The following is a 13,644-nucleotide window of genomic DNA, read 5'->3' as shown; positions in this document are numbered from 1 at the left end:
TATGAGCGGCACAGTCACGCCAATGATGGCGCAGTTTCTAGAGATCAAGGCGAACCATCCGGACGCGTTGTTGTTCTATCGGATGGGCGATTTTTACGAGCTGTTCTTTGACGACGCTGTTGTGGCGGCGGGTGCGTTGGATATTGCGCTGACCAAACGCGGTAAGCACCTTGGTGAAGATATTGCAATGTGCGGTGTTCCGCATCATGCCGCTGAGGGATATTTTCTGACGCTTATTCGCAAAGGGCACCGTGTTGCGGTTTGCGAACAGTTGGAAAGCCCCGCCGAGGCGAAGAAGCGCGGGTATAAGGCGGTTGTGAAACGCGGGGTGACGCGTGTTGTGACGCCCGGAACGCTGACTGAAGATTCTTTGCTGGATGCGCGGCGCCACAATTTCCTTGCGTCCTATGCGAATGTGCGTGGGGCAGGGGCATTGGCTTGGGTCGATATTTCAACTGGCGCATTTTCGGTGATGGCCTGCGATGGTGGGACGTTGGGGCCGGAATTGGCGCGACTGAGCCCGAAAGAAGTGCTGATATCCGAAGCTGGTGAGGCGGATTTTACGTCGGTTATCGAAGATGCCGGCGCTGCGGTGACGGTTTTAGGGAATGCAGCGTTTGACAGCACAAACGGCGAAAAGCGCTTGAATAGTCTCTATTCTGTGAAATCTTTGGATGGGTTTGGTGCGTTTGATCGTGCCGAAGTTGCCGCGATGGCGGCTGTAGTTGAATATCTGGATATCACGCAGAAGGGTAAGCTTCCGTTGTTGCGCCCGCCTGTCCGCGAAAAACGCGAAGCGGCGATGCAGATTGATGCGTCGACGCGTAAATCGTTGGAATTAACGCACGGGATGAATGGTGGGCGTGCGGGGTCGCTTTTGTCTGTGATTGATAAAACGCAAACGGCGGGTGGGGCGCGTCTTTTGGAGCGTCGTTTGTCTTCGCCGTCCCGTGATTTGGCCGAAATCAATGCGCGGCAAGACGCTGTTGCGTGTTGTTTGGAGAACGGGGACGTAGCTGCGTTGTTGGAAGATCGATTGCGCGAAGTTCCGGATTTGGACCGCGCTTTGTCGCGACTTTCGCTGGATCGCGGTGGCCCGCGGGACATGACGGCGATCAGAAGTGCGATTTCGCAGGCTGGATTGATTGCGGACGCTTTGCCAAAAGAGATGCCGGAGGTTTTGTCGAAAGCGGCGCAGGATTTGGTCGGGCAGGAGGCGTTACTGAACCTGTTGGATGAGGCGTTGATTGCTGATCCACCACTGTTGACGCGTGACGGTGGGTTTGTTGCGACGGGTTTTGACGCCGAATTGGATGAATTCAGGTCATTGCGCGATGAAGGGCGTTCCGTGATCGCCGCATTGCAAAGCCGTTATGCCGAACAGACCGAGATTACGAGCCTGAAGATCAAGCACAACAATGTGCTAGGCTATTTTATTGAAGTCACAGCGACTCATTCAGCCAAAATGCTCGCCGCGCCACTATCTGAGACATTCATTCATCGACAGACGACTGCAAACCAAGTTCGGTTTACGACTGTTGAGCTGTCTGAGCTGGAAACGCGCATTTTGAACGCTGGTGGGCGATGTTTGGAGATCGAAAAGCGTCTCTATTCCACCTTAAGTGGCGCAATTCTTGATCAAGCGCCGAAATTGTTTGTGCTGGCCCGTGCGCTTGCGGAATTTGATTTGACCGCTGCTTTGGCACGATTGGCGCGTGAGGAAGGGTGGTCGCGCCCAACTATGACGGCAGATCGGGAATTTGTGATCACGGATGGGCGGCACCCAGTTGTTGAAGCGGCGCTGAAGCCGAGCGGGACGCAGTTTGTCGCGAACGATTGCGACCTTAGCGATGAGTCGATCTGGCTTTTGACGGGGCCAAACATGGCCGGTAAGTCGACCTACCTTCGCCAGAACGCATTGATCGCCGTGCTGGCGCAGATGGGGGCCTTTGTTCCCGCGAAAGACGCGACAATTGGCGTTGTGAGCCAGATTTTCAGCCGTGTTGGTGCGTCTGATGATCTGAGCAAAGGCCAGTCAACGTTTATGGTGGAGATGGTCGAAACCGCTGCGATTTTAAACCAAGCGGATGACCGTGCATTGGTCATTCTAGATGAAATCGGGCGCGGGACCGCGACGTATGACGGGCTTTCGATTGCATGGGCCACGTTGGAACATCTGCATGACGTGAACCGTTGCCGCGCGTTGTTCGCCACCCATTACCACGAGATGACCAGCCTGTCTGACAAGTTGGATTCCGTGGCGAACGCGACGGTGACTGTTAAGGAATGGGACGGGGACGTGATTTTCCTTCACGAGGTAAAACGTGGAACTGCGGATCGGTCGTATGGTGTGCAGGTTGCGCGGCTTGCTGGGTTGCCATCCAAGGTCGTTGAACGGGCCAAGGTCGTTTTGGAAGCATTGGAGAAGGGGGAACGTGAGGGGAAACAGAAGGCGGTGATCGACGATTTGCCGTTGTTCAGCGCGACGCCCGCACCCGCGCCACAAAAAACCGCGCCGTCCGAGGTGGAGGCGCGGTTGAAAGATGTTTTGCCCGATGATCTGTCGCCGAAAGAAGCGCTTGATCTGATCTATGAGCTTCGTGGTTTGGTTAAGACTTCGGAGTAGAAGACACGCCGACCTGCGCAGGGCGCAAGAGGCGATCGTGCAACATGAAGCCCGTTGAAGCGACCTGAATAATGTCGCCAGCTTGCGTGCCGGGCAGGGGCGCTTCGAACATGGCTTCGTGGATGTGCGCGTCGAACTTTTCGCCAACTTCGGCAACGATAGGGTCGATACCGTGCTTTTTGAACACCCCGATCAGCGCGCGCATTGTGAGTTCAACGCCTTCGAGAAGGGCTTTGTCGCCTTCTTTACCGTCTTCCTTCGCCATTTGAAGCGCGCGTTCGAGATTGTCGTACACCGGAAGCAGATCGCGGGCCAAACGGGAGCCGCCGTAGTTCTCGGCTTCGCGACGGTCACGCTCAGAGCGTTTACGGGTGTTTTCGAGATCGGCGAGGGCGCGCATGTAGGCGTCCTTCACCTCTGAAATCTCGGACTTCAGGGCGACGATGTTATCGTCTTCTTCAGCCATTTCATCCAATGTCATTTCATCTTCGGGTCCGCCAAGCGGATCCGCCATGATGTCGTCGAGGAATTGGTTTTCGTTTTCGTTCTCAGCCATAACTTACGTTCCTTATCCGCGATCAGAGATCAGTTTCCCGACCAGCTGCGCAGTGTAATCCACGATGGGCACAATGCGCCCGTAGTTCAGGCGCGTGGGTCCAATGACCCCGACCGCACCCACAATCTTACGATCAGCGTTCATATAAGGAGAAACCACCAAAGAGGAACCCGAAAGTGAGAAAAGTTTGTTCTCTGAGCCAATGAAAATGCGCACACCTTCGCCAGTGTCCGTCAATTCAAGGAAATCAGCGATATCACGTTTGCGTTCGAGGTCGTCAAACAGGGTGCGAATGCGGTCTAGGTCTTCGGTGTCTTCGTCAGAAATCAGGTTTCCGCGGCCGCGTACAATCAGGCGTTCTGTTGATTCGCCTTTGTTCTCCCACATGGCGGCGCCTGAATCGATGAGCTCGCGTGCGAGGACATCGATTTCCTGTCGGCGGGCGTTCACTTCGCGAGAGATGGCGGTGCCGAGTTCGGAAAGGGTGCGGCCTTCGGCTACCGCGTTAATAAAGTTTGTGGCTTCGCGCATGGAGGAGGGGGTTTGACCGGGTGGCGGCGTGAAGACGCGGTTTTCGACGTGACCGTCAGCAAACACCAGAACAACGAGGCCGCGATCTGCTGCAAGGCTTACGAATTCGACATGTTTGATCGGCGCTTCCTCGTGCTTTGGCGTGAGAACAAGACTGGCGCCATGCGTAACGCCAGAAAGGGCGGAGCCAACACGGTCAAGGAGGGTGCTGACATCATCATCGTTACCGCCCATCGTTTGATCGATCTTGGCGCGGTCCGTTCCGTTGAGATCACCGACCTCAAGAATGCCATCAACGAACATGCGCAATCCCTGTTGGGTAGGAATGCGGCCGGCGCTGATGTGGGGGCTGCCGATGAGGCCGAGATGTTCGAGGTCAGCCATGACGTTGCGAATGGTGGCGGCGCTGACTTGTTCGGACAGGCTGCGCGTCAGGGTGCGCGACCCGACAGGCGCACCTGTTTCAAGGTAACCCTCGACGACACGGCGAAACACCTCGCGTGAGCGGGTGTTCATTTCGTCGAGCTTTGGCGTTTGGTCGGTCATGCATCCATTCCAATGGGCATCGACAGTTATGAACGAGCCTCACGAAAGGTCAATCGGGGTTGGAATTTTGTGAGGGTGCGCGTAACCGTTGGGAAACCTATGAAAGGACATGCGATGCGCCCCTCTGGACGACAGATTGATGAAATGCGGACGATTTCGATTGAGACAGGCGTAACGCGCCATGCGGAAGGATCGTGCTTGATTAAGTGTGGCGACACCCATGTGCTTTGCACGGCGTCGATTGATGAACGCGTACCACCGTTTCTTAAGAACTCCGGTCTTGGGTGGGTGACTGCTGAATACGGAATGCTGCCACGTGCGACGAACACGCGGATGCGCCGTGAAGCCAAGAACGGGCAGAGTGGACGGACGCAGGAAATTCAACGTTTGATTGGCCGCTCATTGCGGGCGGGTGTTGATCGCGTTGCCTTGGGCGAACGTCAAATTGTTGTTGATTGTGATGTGATCCAAGCGGACGGTGGAACGCGTTGTGCATCTATCACGGGTGGCTGGGTTGCGCTGAAACTAGCCGTGCAAAAGCTGATGAAAGCGGGCGATGTGATTTCTGATCCGTTGCTGGTTCCGGTCGCGGCTGTGTCCTGTGGTGTTTATGCTGGTCAGTCTGTTCTGGACCTCGACTACCCCGAAGACTCTGAGGCCGGTGTTGATGGGAACTTCGTTATGACCGGTGACAAGCTGATCGAAATTCAGATGTCCGCCGAGGGGTCTACGTTCTCGCGCGATCAGATGAATGCGATGATGGACTTAGCCGATAAAGGCATTGCGGAACTGTCGGCAGCGCAGTTGGAGGCAGTTTCCTAATGCGAAAGTTTGAGGGAACAGAGCTGCTGATCGCGACGCACAATCGCGGGAAGCTGGAAGAGATGGCGGATTTGTTGTCGCCATTTGGGGTCGCTGTTTCGTCGAATGCTGACCACGACTTGCCAGAGCCCGAGGAAACCGAAACGACGTTTGTTGGAAATGCACGGATCAAGGCGCAAGCAGCGGTAAAGGCAACTGGTATGCCGGCCTTGTCAGACGATAGCGGCATTACTGTTGATGGGCTGGACGGCGCGCCCGGTGTTTATACTGCGGATTGGGCCGAGACCCCGAATGGCCGCGATTTCGTGAAAGCGATGACGCGTACGTGGGACGAATTGGAAGCACGCAACGCACCAGAACCGCGCCTTGCGCAATTCCGGTGTTGTTTAGTTTTGGCTTGGCCGGATGGCCACGACGAAGTTTTCGAAGGCATAATGCCAGGTCGTTTGGTTTGGCCAATGCGCGGTGATCAAGGGCATGGATACGATCCGATTTTCCAGCCTGACGGATATTCACAAACCTTCGGGGAAATGGACCGTTGGGAAAAAAATAAGATCAGCCACCGCGCAGATGCCTTTGCCAAATTGATCGAGGGCTGTTTTGCCTGAAGCATGGCGCGACGGAGGCTTTGGACTTTATGTTCATTGGCCGTTTTGCCAAGCGAAGTGCCCCTATTGTGATTTCAATTCCCATGTTGTCGCTTCGATTGATCAGGCGCGTTGGGCGAGCGCGTTTGAAAGCGAGATTGATCGCGTCGCAGCTATGACACCTGACCGTGTTCTGAATTCGGTTTTCTTTGGCGGCGGGACGCCGAGCCTCATGGACGTCAATACCGTTGAGCGGATTTTGAACAGAGTTCGGAAATCTTGGCGTCTTGCGAATGATATTGAAATCACGTTGGAAGCAAATCCGACGTCAATTGAGGCTGGTCGGTTTGCGGGGTATCACGCCGCGGGTGTGAATCGCGTTTCGATTGGTGTTCAGGCACTGAATGACCCCGACCTAAAAGCGCTTGGCCGATTGCATTCGGCCAAAGAGGCGTTGTCAGCTGTTGAGTTGGCGCGTTCTACGTTTGATCGTGTTAGTTTCGATCTGATCTATGCGAGGCAAGATCAAACGGCTGAACAGTGGCTGGCCGAGTTGAATCACGCGCTTTCTTTCGATCCCGATCATTTGTCACTTTATCAACTGACAATTGAAGAGGGCACCGCATTTGGTGACCGTTTCAAACGGGGATTGCTGAGGGGGCTGCCGAATGAAGACCTTGGTGCGGACATGTGGGACATTACGCAAGCGACGTGTGAAGAGGCTGGTTTGTCGGCCTATGAAGTGTCTAATCATGCCAAAAAGGGCGAAGAGAGCAAACATAACCTGATTTACTGGCGATCTGGGGATTGGGCTGGGATTGGGCCCGGTGCGCATGGGAGGCTGACTTTGAACGGCCTTCGCCACGAGACAGTAAGTGTGAAGAGTCCTGGGCTTTGGATTGAGCAGGTCGAAACAGGTGCCATTGCAAAGATTCCGCCGCACGCTCTTAGTGCGTCAGAAGTGACTGACGAACGTGTACTTATGGGCCTTAGGATGGCCGAGGGTATTGAGTTGCCGGAGCGTTGGATAGCCGATAAATTTAGCGAAATCAATTACTTGGTAGATTTGGGACATCTATCGGTCATGGGATCACGCCTAACTGTTACGCCAGGCGGTCGACCCGTATTGAACGCCGTAATCGCCCACTTGCTGGGGTCTTAGCCGCCAGACAGAAGGCGCAATAGGTCATCTAATTGTTCGAGATCACGGTAACTTAAGGTTACCTGCCCGTTTTCTTTACCTTCAGCGTGGTTGATGCTCACTCGCATTCCAAGGTGCGCTGAAAGATCCTTTTCGATCTGAACCGTATCCGCGTCTTTCGACACTGTTTTGGCGCGAGAAGTCCTTTTCGTTGGTGCCTTTGTCGCTTTCGTGAGTTTCTCAGAGTCGCGGACTGAAAGGCCATTCTTTACGATTTGGGCGGCAAGGCTGTCAGCGTCAGGGTGACCAACAAGTGTCCGTGCGTGGCCGGCGGACAGTTTTCCCTCCTGCACAAGCCCTTGAACAGAACCGGGTAACGTTAGAAGACGGACAGAGTTTGCAATGTGGCTTCTACTTTTACTGAGTGCCTTCCCCATCTCTTCTTGAGTGCGCCCGAATTTCTCCATGAGTTGCTTGTACCCAGCCGCCTCGTCGATTGCGTTTAGGTCTGCGCGTTGAATGTTTTCAATAATTGCGACTTCAAGAACCTCAACATCCGTGAATTCACGTATGATTACAGGAACTTCGTGTAGTTTCGCTCGTTGTGCTGCACGCCAGCGACGCTCACCAGCAACGATTTCGTATGCCCCGTTTTTGCTATCTTTCTTGCGAACTATGAGAGGTTGAATAATCCCTTTTTCAGCGATCGATGCTGTGAGATCGCTCATCGCCTGGTCATCAAATGTCCGTCGTGGTTGGTCGGGGTTCGGATAGATCTGATCGACCGGCAATGTTCGACCCGTTGTTTTCGGAGCCTCTTTTGTATCGGCACTCGGCGTGTTCACATCAGACATCAACGCGGAAAGCCCACGTCCAAGGCCCCGGTTTGGTGATTTTGGTGTGTTCATGATGCTCTCCGGGGTTTGGGGTTAGGCTCGCGTGAAATTATTTCTTCAGCGAAGGCCAGATAGGCGTGAGACCCTTTAGAATTCGGGTCATAGTCAATGATTGGAAGCGCGTAGGACGGTGCCTCGCTCAACCTGACATTTCTTGGAATCACGGTCCTGAATACGAGATCTCCTAGGTTTTCACGCGCATCCACTTCAACCTGCTGGCAAAGGTTATTACGCTTATCATACATCGTTAGAACGATTCCTTCGATACGGAGCGCCGAGTTCGCGGTTTGCCGTATGTCCCTGATGGTAAGCATGAGCTGCGACAAACCTTCGAGGGCAAAGAATTCGCTTTGCAGTGGTACAACAACCGCGTCTGACGCGATCATAGCATTTACGGTCAATATATTGAGGGATGGCGGACAATCGATCAATATATAGTCCAAATCTAGTGCGTCGATATCCGGTTGATGGAGGGCATCGTGAAGCATGTAGCTTCGCTTTTCGTTCGACATTAGATTTATGTCCGCAGAGCTAAGATCGGTCGTTGCGGGAATAATCATTAGATCTTCGACACTTGTCGGCAACGCAGCGTCACTAGGCAGTGCGTCTCCGGTTAATAGCTCAAATGTCGTTTCAATTCGATCGGCGAGTTCTATTCCGAGTCCCGTTGACGCATTCCCTTGCGGGTCAAGGTCGATCAGAAGAACACGACGGCCTGAACGCGCAAGTGCTGCACCTAGGTTAATTGTCGTTGTTGTCTTTCCAACACCGCCCTTCTGGTTCGCAACCGAAATGATCTTGGGGTTCGTTGTGCGGCTAAGATTCACGGCGACGTATCCTTGAGATTTCGAGAATTCGGGAGTCGGTGTTTGTTTGGCTTGGATGGGGCGTTACATCAAAGTGCCAATCTTCACGGGCTTGGTCCAGCTCTTCGTTGAAGCGCGCGCCTTTTGGCAAGATCGCAGTACCGTCTGGGGTAAGGTATTGAACGGCAAAGGTTAAAAGATCGGGCAACGGAGCGAGCGCACGTGCGCTCATAACGTCGAAGTTCTTAAGGTCCGTTGACTCAATTCGTTTATTCACGACTTTCAAGTTAAGATCGAGCTCTCGCTTTGCCGTGTTCAAAAACAAACTTTTGCGTTGGTCGCTTTCTACTAACGTTATTTGACGGCGTTCTTGGTCGAGGAGGGCAATAACCAATGCAGGGAGACCGCCACCGCTCCCCAAATCTACCCAGTTTACCCAATTTGAAGGGGCAAGTTCATAGATCTGCGCGCTGTCGACGATATGGCGATCCCAGATCTCGGCAATGCTATTGGGCGAGATCAAGTTAATTGACTTCGTCCATTTGATGATAAGTGCGCTTAGTTGTTCAAGTTTTTGAAATGTTTCACGTGAAACACTCGTTCCGCCAACCAGCAATTCTTCTTCTGTCATGATGCGACCGCCTTCAGCTGTCGCTTCTTAATTTCTGCAGCAACAAGCATCAGGGCAGCGGGCGTAATTCCATCAATCCGCGCCGCTTGGGCAAGATTGTCAGGAAGAGCAGCGCGCAATTTTGCCTTTAACTCATTGGATAAACCGGGAATATCAGAGTAGTCCATGTCAGCTGGAATTGACTTTTCGCGGTCCCTGTTAAGCGCTTCAATGTCACGTGCCTGCCGTTCGACATAATGCGAATATAGCGCGTCTCTTTCTAGCTGGGTCGCTATTTCCGTTTTAATAACAGTTAGTTCCGGCTCAATTACTGCTAAGCATTCAACCGTAGTTCCCGCGATGCTCAAGGCATCAAGCAGCGTACGCTTGGGTCCATCAACGCCGACGTTAACGCCTGCTTCGTTCAATGAGCGAGAGGAAACTGAGGACGCTGCTAAAAGGTTACGCCCGCTCTCGAGCGCTTCTTTCTTTTCGCTATACGCCTTCCATCGCTCTTCTTCGATGAAACCGCTAGTGCGCCCGAATTCTGTTAATCTTTGATCTGCGTTGTCCGCTCGAAGGGAAAGCCTAAATTCAGCCCGAGATGTGAACATTCGATAGGGCTCCGTCACGCCACGAACCGTAAGATCATCAACCATCACGCCAATATACGAAGTCGCCCGATCAAATAAAACCGGGGATTTATCAAGCGCGCAAGATGCCGCGTTAAGACCGGCAACCAAACCTTGTCCGGCTGCTTCTTCATAGCCAGTAGTCCCATTTATCTGCCCGGCAAGGTACAGGCCGGGGAGATTTTTAAGTTCTAGCTGCGAGCTGAGGCTTCTCGGATCGATAAAATCGTATTCAATTGCATAGCCTGGCTGCAAAATCTTCGCATTTTCCAAACCAACAATTGAGTGCACGTAGTCTTCTTGAACGTCAATAGGCAGCGATGTGGAAATCCCGTTAGGATAAATCGTGTGTCCGGTCAGACTTTCTGGTTCAAGAAAGATCTGGTGCGAATCTTTTTCCGCAAACCTAACAACTTTGTCTTCAATTGACGGACAGTACCGTGGACCCACCCCGTCGATATGACCGCCATACATAGCTGAGCGAGCCAAGTTTTTTTCAATAATATCGTGGGTTTGGGCATTTGTATGAGTAATTCCGCACGCTATCTGCTTGGCGAATGGGGCGCGATGCAAGAACGAAAAAAGCTCTGGTTCCGCATCGGCGTCTTGCGTATCGAGACCTTCCCAATCGATTGTCTGGCCATCCAACCTAGGCGGCGTACCTGTCTTTAGTCGGCCCATTGGAAGGTCGTAGGATGCAAGCCGTTCAGCGAGAGCGATCGACGGGGCGTCCCCCATGCGGCCACCGGAGTGAGAGGTATCCCCAATGTGAATTGTTCCGCGTAAAAAAGTCCCGGAAGTTAAGACAACTGCCCGAGCTGCAATGACTGAACCATCGGCAAGCTCAACTCCGTTGACCTTTCCTGAGTCCAAGCTCAGATCAACTACTTCGCCTTCCAATACATTTAAATTTGATCGGGCCGCAGTAAGGTCCTGAATCCCTTTACGATAGAGGACTCGATCGGCTTGCGTACGTGGCCCCTGTACAGCTGGGCCTTTTTTCCGATTTAGAAGCCGGAATTGTATTCCGGCATAGTCGGCGGCTTTACCCATAACGCCGTCTAAAGCGTCAATTTCGCGTACCAGGTGGCCTTTCCCAAGCCCGCCAATAGCCGGGTTGCAGGACATGACGCCCAAGTCACCTTTGCGCAGCGTAACAAGCAAAGTGTCAGCGCCCAACCGTGAGGACGCGTGAGCCGCTTCACAACCCGCGTGCCCACCGCCAATAATGACAACATCATATGTATGTTTCACGTGAAACAATCCTTATTTGCCGATGCAAAAACTCGAGAAGATCTCTCCTAGCACGTTCTCTACATCAACGCGACCAATCAAACTATCCAAAGCACGAGTGGCTGTACGCAAATCCTCTGCTAGAAGATCGACCGGCAAAGCGCCGCTCTCCAAACCTGAGGTAACCGTACCCAACGCGATCGATGCTTTCTCCAAAGCAACCTGATGGCGGGTACGTGTTGCAACACCTGCACCTGCAATTTGTTCCTTTAGGTAGTCCGAAATCTGTTCAAGAAGGCGATCTACTCCGAGCCCTGTCAAACCGGAAATGGAAGTTTCAGAGGTCGTATCAGAAAGATCTGCCTTTGATTTCAAATAGATATCTAACCCATTTTCGGTTTTTGGCGCTTGCGCTAAATCATTCTCAAGCAGGTGGATTCGGACATCAGCGCTTTGGGCACGTACCCGACCGCGTTCAATACCAATGCCTTCTAAAACATCGTCTGAATCTCGAAGCCCTGCCGTATCCAATACGGTCACCGGCAGTCCGTCTAGGTCCATGCGAACCTCAATAACGTCGCGTGTGGTTCCTGCGATGTCAGATGTAATGGCGGCCTCACGACCAGCCAGCCTGTTCAGTAGCGTGGACTTCCCGGAATTCGGTGGCCCAACGAGAGCGACTTCGAATCCGTCACGGACTCTTTCGCGAACCCGTACGCCCGCGGCCTCGTGCGTGACCTCTTCCGAGACGGCACTAATAAGTTCGTTAACTTCAGGATAGACATCGACTGGTACGTCCTCATCAACGAAATCAATTGTTGCCTCCAAAAGCGCCGCCGCGCGAAGCAACTTAGACCGCCAGCTATCCGCTAGCTTTCCGAGTGCACCGTTAAACACCCGTACAGCTTGACGACGTTGGCTTTCTGTTTCGGCGTCAATAAGATCGGCAAGGCCTTCGACCTGCGCCAGATCGAGCATTCCATTATCCATGGCCCGTCTTGTGAATTCACCGGCCTCAGCCAAGCGAAGACCTAGCCCATTTAGCCGATCCAAAACCGCTGTAACGATCGCTGGTGAGCCATGGATGTGAAGTTCGACAACTTGTTCCCCTGTAAAGCTGCGACCATGCCCGAAACTGATCGCAAAAGCCTGATCAATCAAACTGCCGTCTTCGGATGTCAGCCTCACCAACCTCCGATCATGTTCTCTGATCTCCGCGCCGATATCTGCACAGATCCGCAGTGTATCAGGGCCGGATATCCGGATGATTGAAACACCGGCTTTGCCGGCTGCCGATGCAAGGGCGTAAATCGTATCCATATCCGTTAACCCATTGTTTTAAAACAATAGCTACGTGTTCATAGAGTCGAAGAAGTCTGAGTTCGTCTTAGTCTGCTTCAGCTTCGAAATCAGGAATTCGATCGCATCTGTTGTTCCCATTGGATTCAAGATGCGGCGCAGTACGTAGGTTTTCTGAAGATCGACTTTGTCGACCAGCAAGTCTTCCTTACGGGTACCAGATTTCAGAATGTCCATCGCTGGGAACACACGTTTATCGGCGATCTTACGATCCAGCACGATTTCGGAGTTACCCGTGCCTTTGAATTCTTCGAAGATGACTTCGTCCATGCGGCTACCGGTGTCGATCAGGGCTGTCGCGATGATCGTCAGAGAACCACCTTCTTCGATATTCCGGGCAGCACCAAAGAAACGCTTAGGGCGCTGCAACGCGTTGGCGTCCACACCACCGGTCAGAACCTTACCAGACGACGGCACAGTCGTGTTAAACGCGCGACCAAGACGAGTGATGGAATCGAGCAAGATCACAACGTCGCGCTTATGTTCAACAAGACGCTTGGCCTTTTCGATAACCATTTCGGAAACGGCAACGTGACGCGACGCTGGTTCATCAAAGGTCGAAGAAACAACTTCACCCTGAACAGAACGCTGCATGTCCGTAACTTCTTCCGGGCGTTCATCAATCAGAAGAACGATCAAATAACACTCAGGATGGTTTGCGGCGATGGAATGGGCGATATTCTGAAGCAGTACCGTTTTACCAGTACGTGGCGGGGCAACGATCAAGGAACGTTGGCCTTTACCAATAGGCGCAACCAAGTCGATAATCCGCGCGGAGCGATCTTTGGTCGTCGGATCATCGGTTTCCATCTGAAGACGCTCTTCAGGGTAAAGCGGCGTCAGGTTTTCAAAAGCAACTTTGTGACGAGCGCGTTCTGGCTCTTCAAAGTTGATTTTCTCAACCTTGGTCAGCGCAAAGTAGCGCTCAGTTTCCAGTGGCGCCTTAATAACACCTTCGACAGTATCACCTGTACGCAAGGCATGCTTTCGGATCATGTCAGGCGAAACGTAGATATCATCTGGACCCGGCAGGTAGTTCGCACCAGGGGAACGCAAAAACCCGAAACCATCCTGAACGACTTCAAGAACGCCGTCCCCACCAATAACCCAATCATCTTCAGCACGCTCCTTTAGGATCGAGAACATCATATCGCCCTTGCGCATCGTCGATGCGTTCTCGATCTCAAGCTCCTCAGCAAGAGAGAGTAAGTCTTTCGGGCTTTGCGCCTTCAGATCGGCTAGGTTCAAACGGTCTGTCGGGATGTTTTCGTCAATCACTACGTCGTCGGACATCGATAG

General features: G+C 52.9%; 12 protein-coding genes. 4 read left to right on the top strand and 8 right to left on the bottom strand.

Features of this window, described 5'->3' with window-relative positions:
* Position 1: 1 nt before the first annotated feature.
* Positions 2 to 2,626, top strand: a complete 2,625-nt coding sequence (gene mutS, locus OCA8868_RS12060; protein WP_093996843.1) for a DNA mismatch repair protein MutS — start codon at positions 2 to 4, stop codon at positions 2,624 to 2,626.
* Here mutS and OCA8868_RS12055 read toward each other — a convergent pair.
* Positions 2,610 to 3,182 (bottom strand): nucleotide exchange factor GrpE, encoded by a 573-nt coding sequence (locus OCA8868_RS12055; RefSeq protein WP_093996842.1) that lies wholly within the window; start codon positions 3,180 to 3,182, stop codon positions 2,610 to 2,612. The genes mutS and OCA8868_RS12055 overlap by 17 nt on opposite strands.
* 12 nt (positions 3,183 to 3,194) lie before the next feature.
* Positions 3,195 to 4,259: a heat-inducible transcriptional repressor HrcA gene (gene hrcA, locus OCA8868_RS12050; RefSeq protein ID WP_093996841.1), complete on the bottom strand. Its 1,065-nt coding sequence runs from the start codon at positions 4,257 to 4,259 to the stop codon at positions 3,195 to 3,197.
* Positions 4,260 to 4,373: 114 nt separating this feature from the next.
* Between hrcA and rph the strand changes: the two genes are divergently transcribed.
* From rph to hemW, 3 genes are read left to right on the top strand one after another with little or no spacing between them, the layout of a single operon-like run.
* Positions 4,374 to 5,081, top strand: a complete 708-nt coding sequence (gene rph / locus OCA8868_RS12045) for a ribonuclease PH (protein WP_093997206.1) — start codon at positions 4,374 to 4,376, stop codon at positions 5,079 to 5,081.
* Positions 5,081 to 5,689 carry an RdgB/HAM1 family non-canonical purine NTP pyrophosphatase gene (gene rdgB / locus OCA8868_RS12040; protein ID WP_093996840.1) on the top strand — a complete coding sequence of 203 codons (609 nt, stop codon included), beginning with the start codon at positions 5,081 to 5,083 and terminating at the stop codon, positions 5,687 to 5,689. Before rph ends, rdgB begins: the two co-directional genes overlap by 1 nt.
* Positions 5,682 to 6,830 (top strand): radical SAM family heme chaperone HemW, encoded by a 1,149-nt coding sequence (gene hemW, locus OCA8868_RS12035; RefSeq protein WP_093996839.1) that lies wholly within the window; start codon positions 5,682 to 5,684, stop codon positions 6,828 to 6,830. The genes rdgB and hemW overlap by 8 nt, the downstream gene beginning before the upstream one ends.
* Here hemW and OCA8868_RS12030 read toward each other — a convergent pair.
* The 6 genes from OCA8868_RS12030 to rho are packed head-to-tail and all read right to left on the bottom strand — an operon-like array spanning position 6,827 to position 13,608.
* Entirely contained in the window at positions 6,827 to 7,717 is an 891-nt protein-coding gene (locus OCA8868_RS12030; protein ID WP_093996838.1) for a ParB/RepB/Spo0J family partition protein, read from the bottom strand. The two genes, hemW and OCA8868_RS12030, sit on opposite strands and share 4 nt — an antisense overlap.
* A complete protein-coding gene (locus OCA8868_RS12025) occupies positions 7,714 to 8,532 on the bottom strand; it encodes a ParA family protein (protein WP_093996837.1) in 819 nt (272 codons plus the stop codon). The genes OCA8868_RS12030 and OCA8868_RS12025 overlap by 4 nt, the downstream gene beginning before the upstream one ends.
* A complete protein-coding gene (rsmG, locus tag OCA8868_RS12020; RefSeq protein ID WP_093996836.1) occupies positions 8,522 to 9,142 on the bottom strand; it encodes a 16S rRNA (guanine(527)-N(7))-methyltransferase RsmG in 621 nt (206 codons plus the stop codon). The genes OCA8868_RS12025 and rsmG overlap by 11 nt, the downstream gene beginning before the upstream one ends.
* Entirely contained in the window at positions 9,139 to 11,016 is a 1,878-nt protein-coding gene (mnmG, locus tag OCA8868_RS12015; RefSeq protein ID WP_093996835.1) for a tRNA uridine-5-carboxymethylaminomethyl(34) synthesis enzyme MnmG, read from the bottom strand. The genes rsmG and mnmG overlap by 4 nt, the downstream gene beginning before the upstream one ends.
* A gap of 3 nt (positions 11,017 to 11,019) precedes the next feature.
* Complete coding sequence (mnmE, locus tag OCA8868_RS12010) at positions 11,020 to 12,306, bottom strand: tRNA uridine-5-carboxymethylaminomethyl(34) synthesis GTPase MnmE (protein WP_093996834.1); 1,287 nt, start codon at positions 12,304 to 12,306, stop codon at positions 11,020 to 11,022.
* A 30-nt stretch (positions 12,307 to 12,336) separates the two neighbouring features.
* Positions 12,337 to 13,608 (bottom strand): transcription termination factor Rho, encoded by a 1,272-nt coding sequence (rho, locus tag OCA8868_RS12005; RefSeq protein WP_093997205.1) that lies wholly within the window; start codon positions 13,606 to 13,608, stop codon positions 12,337 to 12,339.
* Between the last annotated feature and the right edge of the window lie 36 nt (positions 13,609 to 13,644).

The sequence above is a fragment of the Octadecabacter ascidiaceicola genome (assembly GCF_900185015.1).
Classification (GTDB): Bacteria; Pseudomonadota; Alphaproteobacteria; order Rhodobacterales; family Rhodobacteraceae; genus Octadecabacter; species Octadecabacter ascidiaceicola.
The sequence above is the reverse complement of the archived record's forward strand: the minus strand, read 5'-3'. Positions and strand labels throughout refer to the sequence as shown.

Coding starts and splice junctions, on each gene's coding strand:
- mutS (WP_093996843.1), top strand. CDS start 2: ATGAGCGGCACAGTCACGCCAATGATGGCGCAGTTTCTAGAGATCAAG.
- OCA8868_RS12055 (WP_093996842.1), bottom strand. CDS start 3,182: ATGGCTGAGAACGAAAACGAAAACCAATTCCTCGACGACATCATGGCG.
- hrcA (WP_093996841.1), bottom strand. CDS start 4,259: ATGACCGACCAAACGCCAAAGCTCGACGAAATGAACACCCGCTCACGC.
- rph (WP_093997206.1), top strand. CDS start 4,374: ATGCGCCCCTCTGGACGACAGATTGATGAAATGCGGACGATTTCGATT.
- rdgB (WP_093996840.1), top strand. CDS start 5,081: ATGCGAAAGTTTGAGGGAACAGAGCTGCTGATCGCGACGCACAATCGC.
- OCA8868_RS12030 (WP_093996838.1), bottom strand. CDS start 7,717: ATGAACACACCAAAATCACCAAACCGGGGCCTTGGACGTGGGCTTTCC.
- rsmG (WP_093996836.1), bottom strand. CDS start 9,142: ATGACAGAAGAAGAATTGCTGGTTGGCGGAACGAGTGTTTCACGTGAA.
- mnmE (WP_093996834.1), bottom strand. CDS start 12,306: ATGGATACGATTTACGCCCTTGCATCGGCAGCCGGCAAAGCCGGTGTT.